The following is an 18,479-nucleotide window of genomic DNA, read 5'->3' as shown; positions in this document are numbered from 1 at the left end:
TTCTTTGTTATTTACCAAATCGTTTAATAACCCGCAAAAGCTGGGTAATAGTAGTCTCTATGTTTTTTAATGTGAACTGTCGTTGCATTGCCTGCTCTAAAGAAACCGGAGCTGGCTGAATGGAAAGTACAGCGGTAAAGCCCATTTCATTAAGCTTTTCCGCATCTTCAATGCATCCTCCCAAAGCAATGACCGGAACGTTCTGTTGGTTTGCTATTTTTAAAATTCCTCCTAATGCTTTCCCCATGCCGGTCTGCACATCCAGTTTCCCTTCTCCCGTAAAAATAAGGTCTGCATTATGTATGGACTCTTTGAAATTGAGGATTTCCAGAATGGTATCTATGCCGGATTTCAGGTTAGCATTCAGAAAAGCGAGTAAGCCTCCACCCATTCCTCCTGCTGCCCCGGCACCTGCTATCGAAGCGATATCAACACCTTTATATGCTTTGATAAGTTTTGCATAGTGTCTTAGTCCATTGTCCAGCGCTTCTACTTCATCAGCTGTTGCACCTTTCTGCGGAGCAAAGATATATGCCGCTCCCTCTGAACCAAAGAGTGGGTTGTTTACATCACATGCAATGGTAAAAGAAGACTCTTTCAAAGCAGGATGCATGGCCGAATCGTCAATGTATTCTATGTTTATCAGGTTGCCGCCCTTCGGTTTTAGCTCTTGTTTATCACTATCGAGAAAGCGGACACCCAAAGCACTGAGCATCCCTATCCCGGCATCATTGGTTGCACTGCCACCAATCCCCATAATAAACTTACGGCATCCGCGATTCAAGGCATCCAAAATAACTTCTCCGCTTCCAAAAGTGGTTGTGTTCATCGGATTGCGAAGAGAAACCGGCACCAAAGGCAATCCACTGGCCGATGCCATCTCGAGGATAGCAGTCGTACCATCTCTGGAAATTCCGTATGAAACCTCAATCGGATTCATCAACGGGTCATGAACCCGGCAATAAACTTTTGTGGTATCCAAGCCGGCACACAGAGCTTCAGTTGTACCTTCTCCACCGTCGGCAATCGGGAAACGCATCACCTCACAACGGGGATACTCATTCAAAATAGCCCGTTCAGCATGTTTTGCAATATCAAGAGAATTAGCCGACCCTTTGAATGAATCGAATGCAAGAATTATCTTTTTCATAGTATTGAATTGTTAAGAGGCATGTCAAAGGTAACGGTTTATTGTCTTAATAAATAAATTACAAAGAACTTTCGCATACCTCCGTCAACATAAAAGGCAATTATTGGGGGGATTAAATATCTTTCACCTGTTGAACCAATCCAATAGCTGAATTAACCGGATTCTCATAAGGTTTCGTGGTGTTATGCCACGGAGTATTTATCCACTTTTCTTCCCAGCGGTCTATACCGTTTCTTCCTTTCGAGAAATAGAGTTTCAGACGAGGTATATAGTAATCCTTGATTAGTCCGCTCCAGAAACGTGCCGCATAATCTTCCTGAAATCCTCCCCAGGTGGTTATCAACCGTTTGGAGTTGGCTTCAAAAGCATTTTTTTCCGCAGTAGTGGTTCCTTTGTTCCTTGCCAACTTCACCCACTCTTCAAGACGATAGACAGGATGAGAGACAAGAAGCCTGTCTGTTTTCAACAACAGGTCTATGGTTTGTTGGAGATATTTTTGCGCTGTAGCAGCATGCCCCGAGGCATCCTCCTTTAATGCTTTGTTATATAGTTTATCAGCCTTCGCAGCAACATAGAATGCAGAAAGTTCAATGGCGTCGTTTACATATAATTCCGACTTTTTAAGGTTGTCGGCACATGACAGAAACAGTTCCACAGCGTGCATAAAATCATCACTCGTATCTATTTTACTCACTCTTCGTTTATCCGGAGTCACCGTTTGCCATGTAAACCGTGGATATGAGTAAAGTGAGCTATATGCTGTGTTTCTTAATAAACTCCAGGCTTGTTTCATTGCATCGGGGTAAGCTCCATAACGAGCTTTACAGTAGGATTCAAGCCATTTATCCAGATCAATGGCTTGGCTTCTCCAACCCATATCGGCCAACAATTCGTATATTACCTCATTGTTCTCGAGTCCTTCTGGAGCCGAACCAAATCCAATAAGATTTCCACATGAACTTGAATGCAGCGCTTCGGCTGATGAGAAGGCATACATCTGCATATCACCCGTAAGAGCCGTTTTACCTCCAAAGTTTGGAACATAACTGAATATCCATTTCTTGCCATAGAACCCATCATGTACCTTCCATGTTTGCTCGGTTTTCCAAACCCACTTTGGGTAATCATTGCCCAGGTCCACAATAATCATTTTATCATCGGGCACCTTGCTTAATAGTGCCTGCAAACTTTTTTTATCCCAAAAAGAGTGCTGGTATCCGAAAGTCCACCCTTGTGTTACCCATACTGCATCCGGATTGCCAGCTGCAATGGAGCGATAAATAGACTCGCCATACTGGGCCAATAATTTGTATTTTCCTTCCACATCATTTTTCTCAATGGGTAACTCCATCTCATTGAAACTATCAGACAGGTAAAACTTATTTTTACCAAACTCCTTCTCCCACTCTTCAATGAAGAGTTTACCTATTTCCTCGAAAAAAGGAGAATCTGGAGGCAATACATACGCATTGTATTTCTCATCAAATCCACCCCACTTTAGATGTTTGAATTTAATATCCGGATGTTGTTGAGCAAAAGCCATCGGCACAAATCCCGCAAATGCAGGGGCTATTGGTTCCATACCCAACTGGCGCATGCGGTTAATGATAAGATGTTGCATTTTAATTTGATCTTCCTGCCACTCATCCGACAACGGTCCATCCCATTTATTCAGGTTTCCCATACGGTGCCAGGGCAGATGAGCCGGTGCCGTAAAAAACTCTCTGATCTCTTTTTTTGTTAATCCCATACGTAACCAAACCCTTTCGGCAATAGCCTCGCTCGCTACTGTTGCCAATGGCATATTGACACCTCTTAGTGCCATCCAGTCGATTTCCTTCTCCCATCTGGCCCAATCCCAGTATGGAGTAGTATAACCAAATGTACAAACATTTAAAAAGTATCTGTATTCATAGGGAGTAACCTGGTTTTTCAATACATAATCAGGCCATCTTTCAGGTAAGGCGAGATGCTTCCCACTCCACGTTTTCATAGCGTGGCAAGCCTCTCTCAAATAAGTATGAAAAGCATAACATAAGGCTACCGGGCTGCTACCCTTGAGGGTTAATGTTCCTTGCTTTGCTTCTATTTCAAAAACTTCTTTCCCATTTGAAGACTCTATTAGCTGGTAATTTATTTCGTTGGCTTTTTCGCCTATTTGTCGTTGAAGAAGTTGCTTCACGGAAGTTATTTGTTCTGCAGCATAAGATGAGTTGCAACAAAAGCATAAAATAAATGCTGCAATAACAGATAAGCATTTAAGTGCGAAATTTTTCATAAAAAAGATTCTGTAGATTAACAAAGCCGGCATTGAGTAGATAAGGACAAATAATCAATGCCGGCTTACATATTACATAATTAGTGAAGAAAATATCAATTAATCAACAACAAGTTTAATAGCTTCAGAAGTTGATTTATTATTTATTTTAACAACGTATACCCCTTTACATACTTCATTTACTGAAATTGGAGAATTGTTGTCAATCGTTCCATTGCAAATTTCTTTGCCTGTAAGATCATAAACAGATGCAGCAGCACTACCTTCCACGCCGCTTACAAATAGCTGATTACCAACTATCCATGCTTTTACATTTGCACCAGAAACATTCTGGTTAATTATTCCATTTGCAAGTCCAAGAGGAGTTAGTCCATCTGCATACTCTACTGCACCGACAGAAGGACTTACCGGACGTGTTGCTCCCAACTGGTCGGTAGTAGGGAAGTTAGCAATAGAGGAAGAAGTGGCTACAGCCTTTCCTTTTGCAACACTATTGACGTCAATCATGGCAACGATTCGGCCATTTGCATCTGTATATAACTGAGCTGTTTTTTTGTCAGTTCCCAGAAAATCGGGAGAAGGATGTGGTACCAATGATTTAAAAATAACATCTGTGGCGAAATTAACATTGGTATCAGAAATGGTAAATGCATCAGTAGTAGCGGCGGCAAAAACGTTGTTATTAGTTTTTGTGGTAACACGTTCAACCAGGTTCCAAATATGAACATCGTTGTCTGTAAAATTATCCCCATGAATATTTCCTGCAAGAAGATTATTTACCATTGTAATTTCTATAAATTTTCCAGACATTGCAAAACAATCAATAGCTCCACCGGCCTGATAAGCCACATTACCAACAAATGTGTTGTAAATGAGAATTGGCTTAACGTTGGAATTTGCGTCTCCACCGTTCTTTACATAAATAGCACCGCCACGTTGGTCACCAACTCCGTCAGCTCCATTATTAACAAAGGTGGAATTCTCAATTCTGCAATCTCCGAATATGTTACCTGTTGTACCTTGAATAACAATTGCACCTCCATTAGATGAATGGTTGTTTACAAAAGTACATTTCTTTACGTATAAGCTAGATTTACCATAGGCACACAAAGCACCACCTCCATAAGAACCACCACAGGCATTACCTTCAAAATAACAATCTTCAAAATCGCCAATAGCGCTACTTATACGTGCAAGCCCGCCATTATTAGTATTATCAATTTTACCATTATTCAGGAACTTACATTGTTTGGCATTCAATCTGGCATTTGCCGAAAGTTTGAACGGAATTCCCGTTTTACCACTAACCACGACATTATTCAAATTCAGTATTGCGCCCCCTTTCATTTCAAAAATCACTTCAGGACCTGTAAACTCCACAGGCTTGTTGTTGGTAGCATTAATACCGTTGATGGTTATGCTCTTTGCATCTAAAATAACATATGCTGATCCTGAAGGACTATTAATTTCTGTCCCGTCAAAATTAAAAGAAATAACATCGCCTGAAGCGACTTTCGACATTACATTCAGTAAAGAACCTTCTACTGCAGCATCCACGCTATTGCTTGTCACTACATAATTAGCCGCTGAAGTCGATATGGCGACTGAAAGGAACAATCCAGTGAGTAAATGTTTTGTTTTCATAATGATTTTAATTTGAGTTAGTAATCTATTAAAAAAGAATTTTTGTTGTATATACAGCATTCTCCTCCATAATTTTAACCATGTAAATCCCTTTCTTTCCATGAGTGGAGAACCACCCGTCTGATTCGAAAGATGCAGTTTCTGAAAGTTTTCCGTCGATAGAATAAAAATGAAGTGTAACAGGTTGAGTGACACCCATCACCTGATATCCATCTCCACTTTTTAGGAAAGTAATAGGAGCGGTTTTCTCGCACGAAGAAATGGAAGATTGAGTCTGATCGATTATATAACGGGTAAAATAGACGTTAGACGAATTTATCTGTTCGGTAACACTTGCTCCTTGTCCTTCCATCGTGTCAGAAAGATTCAATCCCAGATATGCAGGAGAGCTTTCGCTATAGATAGCTGCATAAATGTTATTATCATCCGCCGAAACAGTGATAGCCGGCAGGCAATCATCTTGAGTTCCACCTACCCGACGAACAAAATCAATTGTATTAGCAACATTGATACGAGCCAGGAAAAAATCTCTTTTTCCTCGTCCAGCGGGTTGATAACCGGTTGTGTAAAGATAGTTGTCGGAACTGGTATATCCTCCCACATAGTTATTACCTTTACTATCAACCGCGATGGATGGTTGCATGAGGTATTCTGTAGTAGAGAGTCTTGCTATTTCATTATTCCCCAATCTCTGAGAAGATGTAAATTTCCCTTGAGAGGTATATTTTAGCCAAACCAATCCGGCTGCAGCCAGTCCCTCGCCTAATGAAATATCACTCAGTGTATTCTCTGCAGAAGATGCATTGTTTTTCACTTCTATACGCATGCCGGAAGTCCACAAGAGCAAGGATACATTATTCTGTCCGTCAACCGCCACAGGTATGGCGCCAGCACCTGGTCCGGAACTTACATTCCGTTGAGTAGCTGCATTGGTTTTATAACCAAATCCATTAAACTTCTTAAACCAAACCGCATCTCCACTCTCATTCCATCTTGAAATATAAGCGGATATTGAAGTAATATTTGATTCAGATAACGACAGGTTACTCACCTTAACATCCGATCCGTTAGAACAAAAGGCCACATATATATCATTCTGTTTCCCGGCTATAATCCGATGCATATATGCATTCTTCGCACTTCCCGGTTCTATTTTCTTTGCCCAAATGCAAGTCCCGTCAGACGAATATCTTGCAATGAAACATCCTGTACCTTCGAAAGTGAGTGCATTCCCTCCCAAATTGATAGAACTGTTGCAATCTCCTCCGATATAGAATCCTCCTTGTCCGTCAGGAGATATAGCGGCATATCGATCATTGGCGAACTGGTTCCCAAATGCTTGATGCCATAACAGATCGCCGTTTCCATTAAGAATAGCAAACATGGGACCACTGCAGCTGCCATTAATAAATGAATCGTTTGTCAACGATCCATCTACTCCCATTGCAATATACACTTTCCCGTCATTTCCGGTCTGAACATCAAATGGTCTGACATCGCCGGTCACAGTGAGTCGTTTGTACCATAGCAGCTCCTGGTTTTTATTGTATTTTGCCAGGAACAAGCTCTTATTATATAGATCTGATACCGGAATATTCGGATTAGCAGTCACATCACGAGTCATCTTAACATTTACATAAATAGGCAAATGATCAGAAGTTGTTGTTAAATCGACTTGATGATTATTCGGAATTCCTCTGTCAGTAACAGAAAAAGGCAAAGCCTCATTTTGAGGAGTATAGCTTAAGATCAGATCAATACATTCGGTGGGGTTTGTTGAACTGAATGTAGGTATCGAAGTATCATTCAGCACTTTGAAACCGGAATTCAGAAATGTTTGGATGCATCTATAGGTATATTGCGCATTCATATCACCGGCAACAAAGACATTCTTCGTTGCGGTTGAGGCATAATTGACTATGAATGATGTGGCATTATCTCTATCGTCAGCATTCAACGAGTAATGTGTTGCAATAAAGACAAACTTATCATATTCGGCAATTATCATTCCTCTGCTTTCCTTATCAGACGATTCGGGCAATCTTTCAATCAGTTTATTGGTAACGGATAATGGAGTTTTCTTTGTCAGCAGCCCTATTCCATATTTTTCTCCTACGGTTGGAAAAAAATAGGCTTTCATATTTGTAGCGGCAGCCAAATCAGCTAGCCAATCGTGAGTTATATATGATGCCGCCATATCTACTTCCTGAATAGATACCACATCGGGATTCTGGCTGTTGATAACTGTTGCCAGATTATTCAACTTCGTCGTATTCATAATGTGTCCCTGAATATTATAACTCATCATCCGTAGAGGAATTTCCTCCACGTTCCGGCTTCCCGTTAGGCACAACGCATCAGTGGTAGTACCCATCAGATACAAATTATCTTCTTTATCTTTAGTTAATGCCTGTACCTTGACATCCTTATTTGCCAAATGTATATGGCTTCCATACACCTGTGCTTCAGAGCAAAGAACTGTTCCAAAGAGGAATACAATGAATAGAATCTGTTTTAAAATGTTTCTCATATTATTTATTGTCATTAACAATTTCCATTTCAGTAATAATTGGCAGATGATCGCTAAGTGACGATTGTATAGTCTGTGTACGTACAACTTTCCAATGCTTTTTGGGATATCCGAAAATATAGTCAATCTTTGCCTCGGGCTTCCAAGCAGGTATTGAGAAATCGTTATTTGTCAACATACTCCAGGCTGACATTTCTTTCTTTATTTCAGGGCTATCGGGCTGAGCATTAAAATCACCACCTAAAATCACCGGATAAGTTGATTTTAAGAGGATATTGTTAATAAATGCTGCCTGCTTCTGCCTAGTTTCAGCTGAAAAATAATCAAGATGCGTACAAGCAAAAGTCAGGGTATCGGTCGGTGAAAACTCAAAGTCGGCATATAGCATCACTCTCTGTTCTTTTTCTTCTGGTCGGGGCAACATTACTTTCTGAACTTTTATATAGGGATATTTAGAAAGGATTCCAATTCCGTAATACCCATCTTTATAATATATAGACTTTCCATAAAGTCCTAACATTCCTGTACGAAAGGCCAGTTCACCAATAAAATCTTTTCCGTTTTGCTTGGGTGCCCTTTCGCGGAAGGTTTTAACATCCACCTCCTGCAACGCCACAAAATCGGGATTAAATGCCTTAATATGCTCTGCAATCTGCTCTAAAGAAGAGAGTTCTCCAAAACGCAGATTGTAAGTCATTACTTTTATTCTCCTTGGCCCTTCAGCTTTTTTATCTTGCGCATTAATCAGAACAAGGGGCAGAAATATCATTATTATTGCTAGAATCTTTTTCATTAGTCTATTAAATCATTTTAAAGGTAACTCTTACAGGCAGATGATCTGATATTGTCATCTCACCAAATACCTTATGTTCTATTATCTGTACTTTATCTCCCGGTTTAAAACATATATAATCAATTTCTCTATTAGGAGCATTAGAGGGTATTGTATAATAATTCTTGTCCTTACCACTTCTAACAAATCCATAGCTATCCAGAGTATTTATTGTGGAATTTGATGGGGTTGCATTAAAATCTCCTCCCAAAATCACAAGATCCTTGATAGATGAAAGTTTCTCATTTATTACTGGCATTTGTTCTACCCTATTTTCTGCTGTAGTAGCAAGATGAGTTGTTGCAAGCACTATCCGTTTCCCATTTATCGAAACAACCGCTTTAGCAAGGATTGAATAACCAACATAGGTTCCCTCAACCTCTACCCGTGGTAAATCATACTGTTCGATTCCTGTAAGGTTAAAACGGGAGAGTATTGCCAGTCCATATTCACCTCCCTGATAATCTTGTGCTTTATAAAAATGATAATAGGGAAAACCGGCCAATTCTGCTATTTTGGCTGCTTCGTCCAGATCTTTTCCACTGCGGGTTGTGTTCTTGTCAACTTCCTGTAGAAAGACAACATCAGCCTGTAACGATTTTAATGAACGACTAATGCCCGAAACATCAATCGGTCCATCAGTATCTCCTATAATATAAGCAGAACAATGCCTTATGTTATAAGTCACGATACTAACCTTCTCTACAGGAGAATCATCAGCACCATTTCCCCATCCCGGGTCAAAGGGGGTATTGTTATCCGATTTTCCGCATGACACGAATGTCATGCAGAAAATCATCATAAGACATTTGATCAGCCTCATTTCCTATTAATATTTATAACCACTCAGGGTTTTGTTTCAAATTCGGGTTCTTTGTCATTTCTTTATCAGGTATAGGCCATATGTAATGTTTCTTGGGATCGAAATTGCGGGCACCACCTTCTGCAGTAGAAGCATCAAAGACAATATCTCCGAATTCATCAACAATCGGATTGCCATTACCATCTACATAAGGAGTTTTTCCCAGATCATTCAAACATACACGTAAGCTAGGTCCTGTAATAGCACGACCAAAACGGAAACCTTCTTTCCAACGAAGGATATCAAAATAGCGCATGCCATCAAACGACATTTCTATACGACGTTCACGCCTTATTTCAGTTTCTAGATCAAGATTCCATGCTTTCAGTTCATCCAGTTTCATTGGGTGCATACCAACCCGGTTACGCAGCTTGTTGATTGTGATATCAATCTGTTCCTGAGTCAATGTTTTTCCCTGCTTATTGAACATGGCTTCTGCGTAAATAAGCAACACTTCAGGATAACGGATTACATTAATGTTATTATGGTCCTTATCAACCTGCCCGGCAAGAGATGGAGAATTGTATTTTTTGAAATAAAATCCTGTACGACTATTAGCTCCTCTACGGTCGCGTTGTAGTGGTTCAAAACGAGGCAACTGTAATATTGGGTTGGCAACTTTATCTAAATCGCCATCATCACCTCCCGGCCATTGATCTCCCGGACAATAAAGTGTCATATGCATACGAGGATCTCTGTTCTTAAAATAATCTGCATAATGTTGTTCCGGATAAGTGTAAAGAGATGAAGTCGTAACATCAGTCCTTTTATAATATTCCAGTCCGGTTACAGCAGGTTTGCCATCAATACATAAGTAAGAATCAACCAATGTTTTTCCTGGATTCAATCTCATATAGTCATCCGGATTACAGGTATAATTGGTCAGATTGTTCATACGAACCTGATCTTTATAAAGACTGAAAATGATTGCTTCATTGTTGGCCGGATTTGTTTCTGAGTTTCCTTCCAGATGATACACTTTCTCATAATCCCACAATCCGTAAGGACTGTTATCCATTATTTCCTTAGCTGCAGTTGCTGCTACATCCCACATTTCGTTTTGTAAAGCAATACGCGCCTTCATAGCTAAAGCACCCCAACGGTCTATACGACCAACGTTTTCTCCTTTCTGAATATTTTTTCCTAATTTCTCTGCAGCCCAGTCAAGGTCTTTCATAATCCAGTCAATGATCACATCCTTTTTTGTTTGAGGCAAATAAGCCTCATCTGGAGTAACCACATGATCAAGCATCGGAACATCTCTCCACAATGAAGTCAGCCAGAAGTATTGCAGTGCACGGATCACCTTTACTTCAGCTGCGTATACATCCTTTACATCCTGAGGTATTTTAGCCTCATTATAATGGTCCAAAAAGTTGTTACAATTAAAGATGTTCTCATATATATTAGACCAATATGTGTAGAAAGGAAAACTATCCAAAGCTGTATGTTTTCCTCCAGATACTTTATTCAGTCCGGATGTAACAGCACCCCATACAACATTATCTGCGCAAGCTTCTCCCATATTGATAATCTGGTCATAACGCAGCCCTTCGTAACAGGGATAAAGAGCTTTCTTTAACTGTTCTTCTGATTTCCAATAAGTTGCATGTGTTACCTGGTCATAGGGATATTTATCCAGGAAACTATCATTGCAGGATGAGGCTGACAAAAGTAGGGTACTTAGCAGCACTATATAATATTGTTTACTTATTAATTTTTTCATTGTGTGATAAGATTAGAATGTAACATTTAAACCAAGAACATACGTTTTTACCTGAGGATATGCATCACCAGCTGTTTCACGTACTTCAGGATCAAATCCACTGAAATAGTTGGTTATGGTGAACAGGTTATCCATAGAAATATAAGCTCTTAATTTACTGATTTGCATTTTTTTCAGCATTGACTTCGGAAACGAATATCCTACCTGAAGATTCTTCAGTCTCAGATAAGAGGCATCTTCTAGCCAATAATCCGAAAACTCCATATTGTGTGTCTGAGCATAGTACATTCTCGGATAACTTGCGCCGGGATTGTTGGGAGTCCAACGGTCCAGATGCGATTTTTTTGGAACAGAGTAATCATTAATAAAACAATGACGCGCCTCTTCAGTCAGATATCCGCTAACTTTTCCAACTCCCTGCAAATAAAAGGAGAGGTCGAACCCTTTCCATCCTATATCACCTTTGAATGAATAATTATATCTTGGATATGGGTCACCAAATTCCACTTTATCATAATTATCAATTATTCCATCAGGTACTCCATCTTTTCCGCTGATATCACGATATTTTACATCACCCGGCTGAATGATGTTTGTATAGGCACTCATCATTGCAAATTTAGGATTGATATATTTCCCCTGTTCATTTTGTCCTTCAAAATCAGAAATCTGAACTAGCCCATCAGTCAGGTATCCGTAATAAGCATTAATCGGGCTACCTACTCTACGCAGATTGTTTTCAAGTATCGGTGCACTGTTTCCCAGATCGGTTATCTTATTGCGTGAATCGAAGATGTTAAACATTGCAGAATAAGTAATATCTCCTACCCTGTCACGCCATGCCAATGACAACTCCCAACCTTTATTCTCAATTGCCCCAATATTCTCTAATGGCAAATGGCTTGTACTTGCAATACCTATCAATGATGGATAAATGGGACGTACCAAAGCATCAATATTTTCTTTCTTGTACCAATCAAACGTTGCATTCAGACGATTCCCGAAAAAAGTAAAATCAACTCCGACATTGAACATGCGAATAGTCTCCCATTTTATCTTAGAATTACCAAAGAACGTTTGTTTATATCCCACATTCGACTGATTACCTATAGGATAAGCTTTATCTACCTGCTCAATTGCTGTGAGATAAGGATAATAATCATCACTGATATTCTGGTTACCCAGCTCTCCCCATGAAACACGGATTTTACCAGAATCCATCACAGGTTTTACAAACTTCATGAACTCTTCTTCTGTAAAACGCCATCCGGCAGAAAAAGACGGAAAGTATCCCCAACGGTTTTCGGGAGCGAAACGAGAAGTTCCATCTGCACGGATATTTGCTTCGAACAGGTATTTTTCAGCAAAATCATAGTTAATACGTCCAAAATATGAGCGAAGTGCCCAGTCGTATGCTGTTCCTCCATTAATGATATCTTCCGTTCCTCCGTCAATCACTTCTACTCCGTCCAGCAAAACCTGTTTACGAGAAGCTGAAAGTGTGTTTGTGTATGACCATTCCTGAGAAAAACCAGCCAAAGTTTTGAAATGATGTTTACCCAGTGAGGCATCATAGTTAATCTGAGCATTCAAAGTCTGAGTCAAAGTATTGAAATATGATTTTGATACTTGGTTTTTCAGGTTAATATTTCCAGGATCTTCAGTAAAATCTGAAAAATACTTAGGCATTTTGGGAGACCAACTATTGATGTCTCTCACATAATAGTTTGCTGCATATTGTCCACTAATATTTAATCCTTCGATAATTTTCAGAGAAGCATTCATAATACCGTTTAACGTTCTGGAATTTCTTTTACTATATCCAGAGTTATAAGCAACATCAACCGGATTCTTTACTGAAGCGCTCGAAAAAACATCCGAGTCAACCCATGTTCCATCATCTGCCTGCTTTTTCCAATAGATTGGGATAAGTGGAGATATACGTTGTGCCAGACGAAATACACCAGAAGTTCCGCTTCCGCCACAATCGTTGCGATAATAATCCACAAAGCTGACATTGGCATTCAGTTTCAACCGGTTGAAAGCCTCGGTATCCACATTAATACGGGCATTGTGTCTTTTTGAATTATATCCATCTCCAACGATCAAGCCTTCCTGGTCAAGATAACCATATGACATGAAATAAGATGCTTTCTCTGTACCACCTTTCACGCTAATGTTATGATTGGTTTGTAGAGCTCTCTTCTTGTAAATTGCATCAATCCAATTGGTGTTGGAATAGTTATTCGGATCAGTACCATTATCATAATCATTGTAGGCATCTTCTTGATAAACTTTACCGAAGCCGGCAGCCAGACGGGCTTCATTTTCCAGATCCATATATTCTCTACCATTCACTAACTCGGGTAAAGAAGTTGGAGACTGAAAACCAACATAACCACTATAACTAACAGTAGTTTTATCCTTTTTAGCCCCTTGCTTGGTAGTAATAAGAATAACCCCATTCGCTGCTCTGGCACCATAAATAGAAGATGATGCTGCATCCTTTAAAACCGAAACAGATTCAATATCATCAGGGTTAATCAGGTTAATATCACCACCAGCAACACCGTCTATAAGAATTAATGGTGAAGTATTGCTATTAATCGTGCTTATACCACGAACAATTATAGAAGTTGAATTTGCTCCCGGCTGGCCACTGTTATTGGTAATAGTTACACCAGGTAATAAACCTTGTAATCCGGAAGTGGCATTTGTTATCGGGCGGTTTTCCAGTTCACTGCCTTTTACTGCTGCCACAGCTCCCGTCAGATTTACCTTCTTTTGAACTCCATAACCAACAACCACTACATCGTTTAGCTGAACTGTATTTTCTGTTAGTGCTATATCGAGAGATCCTGAACGATTAACAACGTGCCTGGCCTCTGTATAACCTATAAAAGAGAAAAGCAAGGTGCTCCCTTCGGCAACTTTGAGTGAGTAGTCTCCATTTACGTCGGTTATTGTACATGCTGACATGCCAGCCACTCCAACAGTTGAACCTATAATGGGCTCTCCGGTAGCCTTATCTACGACTTTACCATGTATTGATATCTCTTTTTTTTCAGTTTTTACAGGAGATTTTTGTTCATTCTTATTAAAAAGAAGAATGCTATTATCAAGGAAACGAAACCCTATATTTGTGTTTTTCAGGAGTAGGTTTAAAGCCTCTTCCAATGTTACATTCTTTACTTTAAGATTGACATTTTTATCTGTATCAACAAATTCTTTACTATAAGCAACGTTCATTGAAGTTTGCTTACTAAGCAGCTGGATAGCCTCTTTTAAGGTTCGATTGTGAATATTTGCTGAAACTTTCTGTTGTTGCGAATATGCTGCAATGGGAATGCTAAAACATATAGCGCCAATCATTAGCCATTTTCTGGCAAATGAAAACTGTTGTTTTTTTCTCATAAAATAGATTTTTATTTATTGATTAGTTTATTCTCATTTTCTTCTGGCTATATACACTCCGTCCGAAGTTTTCTTAAATTGAACAGGCGTAATAGATTCAATTGTTTCCAAAATATTACCAAGATCATTATTCTTAGAGACGAAAGTATAAGTGAAGGATTTTATTTGTGTATCATTCACACTGAATGTTACGTTAAACTGTCTGGAAAGCACATTCAGCACATCCTGCAACGACGTATTCCGGAACGCCAGGCGATTCTCTTTCCAGTTGGAATCCTCCTTGTAGTATTCATTCGTTCTGATTTTGCATTTATTACTCTCTCTTTCATAAACAGCAGTCTGTCCCGGAAACATTTCAAGCAAAGAAGAATTATTTTGACTGGAGCCAATGCTTATTTTTCCTTCGTCGAGTGTAGCTGTAATATCTTTGTCAGAAGGATAAGCTGAAACATTAAATTTTGTTCCGGTAACCTTTATTCGCATCTCATCGGCCGATACGATGAAAGGCATTTTCGAATTCTTCTTGATTTCAAAATAGGCTTCTCCGACAAGTGATACTTTTCGTTCATCTCCTCCAAATTTATCCGGATAAACTAGTTTTGAATCAGCATTTAACCACACACGGCTTCCATCGGCTAAGAGAACTACAAGTTTTTCTCCTTTTGATGCATAAACCTCCTGATAAACTGGTTTATAGTCTATCACATATTGATAAGTAAAGTAACTGATGTTGAACAGAAGTAATGCAATTGCGCAAGCCCATCTGACAGCCGGCCAAATTTTCCGTTTCTTTCTTTTGTTTACTTCATTAAGTATATTCTGATATACTTTGTATTCATCGAACTCTGGAACTTTACGATCACCCATGTTCAATGGCTTATCTTCCAGTAAACAATCAATATCATTGTCTATGTGCTCAGAAATATAATTAATAATTTCCGGGTCTGCATTTTTGTGTGTATTCTTAATATGCATATGATTAACCATTTTTATATAATACACAGTGCCCGGCAAAAAGTATTATATGAAAAATGATTTTTTTTAAAAAAATAAGGAAAGATATAAAATGTGGCTATTTATCTTTGCTATTACATCAGAAGCATAATTGCATATTCTCTAATCAATGTTTTAATCTGCTTTATTGACTGGCAATATTGAAACTTAATGGTATTAACAGATAAATGGAGTAAATCGGCAATCTCCTGATTAGAGTATTTACCGGATATCTTCATGGCGAAGATTTTTTTCCTTTGAGGAGATAATTGCTCGATGGCTTTATGTATCATTTCAAATTGTTCCTGCTCTAATTCCTGGTAGCTTGTCTCTTCATCAAGATAATTAAGAAATTCCAGACAATCATCAAGTACAAATATATCATTCTTAGTATCGCGTAGGATATTCAACAAGTCATTCTTCAGGACAGTAAAAATGAATCGGTTGATTGGTTTATCTTCATCCAAATCTTCACGCTTGATCCATATTTTCATAAATAGATTCTGAACTGCATCCTCAGCAAGTTCTTTATTGCAAAGGTATTTAAATGACAATGCAAATGCTTTTGCACTATAAATCTTATAAAGATTATTGAATGCAAGTTGATTTCCTTCTTTTAATTGTCGTACTAAAAATGTTTCATCCATAACGATTCTCAATTAACAGCGCGGGTGTAAAATTCGAAAATTATGTGAAAGGAACAAAACTTTTTCAGCTAAATCTTTTAATATTTAATCTAAATGTTAGCTATGTTAAAAAGGAATTTCAAAACACTGTAATGAATCTAAAATCGGCTATTCAACAAATGTAGTCTGCCTAGAAATAATAAAATCAGTATAAAACGAATTCAGAACTAACGAATATAAACCAAGAATCTAATAATTCGGAATATCCATTAAACTAAAAATGAAAAGCGAATGAGTGATTCAGAATATAAAAAAATTATATATACCTTTGTGCCAAAGAGGAAATCATCTCAAAACTGTTAAATACAACAATTAACACACTTATGCGAGTTATAAGCGGAATATATAAAAGAAGAAGGTTTGATGTGCCTAAGTCGTTCAAGGCAAGGCCAACTACCGATTTTGCTAAAGAAAACATTTTCAATGTTCTTTGCAATAATTACGTAGATTTTGAGGAAGGCATTACAGCGCTCGATCTCTTTGCCGGAACCGGTAGCATCAGCATCGAGTTGGTTTCACGCGGATGCGACAAGGTTATCTCCGTAGAGAAAGACCCTGCTCATTATGCATTTATATGCAAGGTGATGGAAACAGTGAAGACTGACAAATGTATTCCCATCCGCGGCGACGTATTCAAATTTATCGGTTCATCTCGTGAGAAGTTTGATCTTATTTTTGCAGATCCTCCTTACGCATTACCCAATCTAAATGACATTCCTCGCATTATATTTGAAAAAGGACTATTAAAAGATGATGGAATACTGGTGCTGGAGCATGGAAAGGAGAACAATTTCGAAGATGATCCACACTTTCTGGAACGACGTGTTTATGGTAGCGTGAATTTCTCTATTTTCTCAAACAAAGAGGAATAGCCATTTAAAGCATCGGACTTAGTATCCGAACAACCGATTCCTTCACTTTTTGTTTTTTTGAGCGCTTTTCCCAGTTTTTAAGATACAAAGGAATGCAATCGCGTTGATCCTGAAAGAAGATCTCTTTCAGGCGTATTGCAGTCGGTTCATCGTACATAAAAGCGTTCACCTCAAAGTTGTGCTCAAAACTACGAAAATCCATGTTGGTGGAACCGACTGTTGAAAGTGCATCATCCGAAACCATCAGCTTAGAGTGGAGAAATCCTTTCTGGTAAAGGAAAACCTTCACACCTGCCTTCATCACATCTTTCAGATAAGAACAAGTTGCCAAATGGGTAATCACAGCATCTGCCTTCTGTGGAATCATCAACCGGATGTCCACTCCTGCCAGCGCGGCTGTTTGCAATGATGCAAGTATCGGTTCTGTCGGTAGGAAATAAGGCGTTTGTATATAGAAATATTTTTTGGCACTGCTGATGGCCAGGCATAATCCCTGCATAATTTCTTTCCATTCCGCAATCGGATCACTCGTAACCACCTGAACTAGGGAATTTCCTGAAGATTCTATTACCGGGAAAAATTTATTGGAAGTCAGCAAGGTCTGATTCACAAAATACCAGTCCAGTAGAAAAGCTGTCTGCAATCCGTGCACGGCTTTTCCTTTAGCCATCAAATGTGTGTCTCTCCATATTCCCCAGTCAAAGCCTCTGATGTATCGTAAGGCAATATTCATGCCACCAACAAATCCTACTTTCCCGTCAATAACAACAATTTTACGGTGATTACGGTAATTCACTTTACTGGTAAACAACGGGAAGCGGACTTTAAGGAAAGCTCTTGCATCGATGCCCGCTTCAATCATTTCTTCAAAAAAACGGTTTGGTACATGCCAGCACCCCACATCATCGTATATCAAACGGACTTCAACTCCCTGACGTGCTTTGTCTATGAGAACGTCGCGCATTAAACGTCCTATCGGATCGTTCTCAAAAATGTAGAACTCCATATGGATATGGCTTTTTGCCTGCATCAGTTCTTTGACAAGGGACTGAATCATTGAATAACCATCAGTATATATCCCCAACTGGTTACCTTCAAAAGGAAGAGCTTGATTGGTGTTACGGAAAAGTTGAGCCACCTGGTACTGATCAGCAGGTAAATCATATGACTCCTGAGCTACGAATTCAGCCATCGGCTTTTTCATCAGTCTATTAAAACTCTTTTTGCTGATAATTTTTTCCCGACGGGTACTTCGTCCGAAGAAGAAATAGAATACAATGCCCACATACGGAAGAAAGGCAAGAACCAATACCCAAGCCATGGTCTTTACCGGGTTGCGATTATCGAGAATAATGATAATAATCATTCCGATAATCACCCCAAAATAAAGAATATTATAAGTTACTGAAAAAATACTATTAAAGATGCTACTCCACTCCATACTTTCAATCTCTTATCATTCCATGATTAGCAAAAATAAACAAAATTATGC

12 protein-coding genes are annotated in these 18,479 nt (G+C 39.0%); 1 reads left to right on the top strand and 11 read right to left on the bottom strand.

The genetic code is table 11. The features are described 5' to 3' along the window. Positions 1-7 precede the first annotated feature (7 nt). The 10 genes from ABWU87_RS14090 to ABWU87_RS14045 all read right to left on the bottom strand — a co-directional run bounded on the left by ABWU87_RS14090 (position 8) and on the right by ABWU87_RS14045 (position 16,076). The gene (locus tag ABWU87_RS14090; protein ID WP_353331783.1) at positions 8-1,150 is read right to left on the bottom strand and encodes a glycerate kinase family protein; all 1,143 of its coding nucleotides are present in this window, start codon (positions 1,148-1,150) and stop codon (positions 8-10) included. A 112-nt stretch (positions 1,151-1,262) separates the two neighbouring features. Further along, entirely contained in the window at positions 1,263-3,428 is a 2,166-nt protein-coding gene (locus ABWU87_RS14085) for an alpha-N-acetylglucosaminidase (protein WP_353331781.1), read from the bottom strand. Positions 3,429-3,527: 99 nt separating this feature from the next. After that, positions 3,528-5,072, bottom strand: coding sequence for a T9SS type A sorting domain-containing protein (locus ABWU87_RS14080; RefSeq protein WP_353331779.1), 1,545 nt, complete (start codon positions 5,070-5,072; stop codon positions 3,528-3,530). Positions 5,073-5,100: 28 nt separating this feature from the next. After that, the gene (locus ABWU87_RS14075; protein WP_353331777.1) at positions 5,101-7,602 is read right to left on the bottom strand and encodes an endonuclease/exonuclease/phosphatase family protein; all 2,502 of its coding nucleotides are present in this window, start codon (positions 7,600-7,602) and stop codon (positions 5,101-5,103) included. Between the two features lies 1 nt (position 7,603). After that, the gene (locus ABWU87_RS14070) at positions 7,604-8,395 is read right to left on the bottom strand and encodes an endonuclease/exonuclease/phosphatase family protein (protein WP_434533890.1); all 792 of its coding nucleotides are present in this window, start codon (positions 8,393-8,395) and stop codon (positions 7,604-7,606) included. A gap of 7 nt (positions 8,396-8,402) precedes the next feature. Then, positions 8,403-9,257, bottom strand: a complete 855-nt coding sequence (locus tag ABWU87_RS14065; RefSeq protein WP_353331775.1) for an endonuclease/exonuclease/phosphatase family protein — start codon at positions 9,255-9,257, stop codon at positions 8,403-8,405. A gap of 13 nt (positions 9,258-9,270) precedes the next feature. Continuing rightward, entirely contained in the window at positions 9,271-11,022 is a 1,752-nt protein-coding gene (locus tag ABWU87_RS14060) for a RagB/SusD family nutrient uptake outer membrane protein (RefSeq protein ID WP_353331773.1), read from the bottom strand. A gap of 12 nt (positions 11,023-11,034) precedes the next feature. Further along, positions 11,035-14,436 (bottom strand): TonB-dependent receptor, encoded by a 3,402-nt coding sequence (locus ABWU87_RS14055; protein WP_434533889.1) that lies wholly within the window; start codon positions 14,434-14,436, stop codon positions 11,035-11,037. A 33-nt stretch (positions 14,437-14,469) separates the two neighbouring features. Next, the gene (locus ABWU87_RS14050; RefSeq protein WP_353331771.1) at positions 14,470-15,411 is read right to left on the bottom strand and encodes a FecR family protein; all 942 of its coding nucleotides are present in this window, start codon (positions 15,409-15,411) and stop codon (positions 14,470-14,472) included. Between the two features lie 113 nt (positions 15,412-15,524). Then, positions 15,525-16,076 carry a sigma-70 family RNA polymerase sigma factor gene (locus ABWU87_RS14045; protein WP_353331769.1) on the bottom strand — a complete coding sequence of 184 codons (552 nt, stop codon included), beginning with the start codon at positions 16,074-16,076 and terminating at the stop codon, positions 15,525-15,527. Between the two features lie 362 nt (positions 16,077-16,438). Here ABWU87_RS14045 and ABWU87_RS14040 point away from each other — a divergent pair, with 362 nt between their 5' ends. After that, a complete protein-coding gene (locus ABWU87_RS14040; protein WP_353331768.1) occupies positions 16,439-16,987 on the top strand; it encodes an RsmD family RNA methyltransferase in 549 nt (182 codons plus the stop codon). 4 nt (positions 16,988-16,991) lie between these two features. On the opposite strand, the gene cls is transcribed toward ABWU87_RS14040, so the two are convergent. Then, positions 16,992-18,428 (bottom strand): cardiolipin synthase, encoded by a 1,437-nt coding sequence (cls, locus tag ABWU87_RS14035; protein WP_353331766.1) that lies wholly within the window; start codon positions 18,426-18,428, stop codon positions 16,992-16,994. Between the last annotated feature and the right edge of the window lie 51 nt (positions 18,429-18,479).

Source organism: Bacteroides sedimenti, assembly GCF_040365225.1.
Lineage (GTDB): Bacteria > Bacteroidota > Bacteroidia > Bacteroidales > Bacteroidaceae > Bacteroides > Bacteroides sedimenti.
Note: the sequence above shows the minus strand (reverse complement) of the source record. Positions and strands in the feature narration are given on the sequence as shown.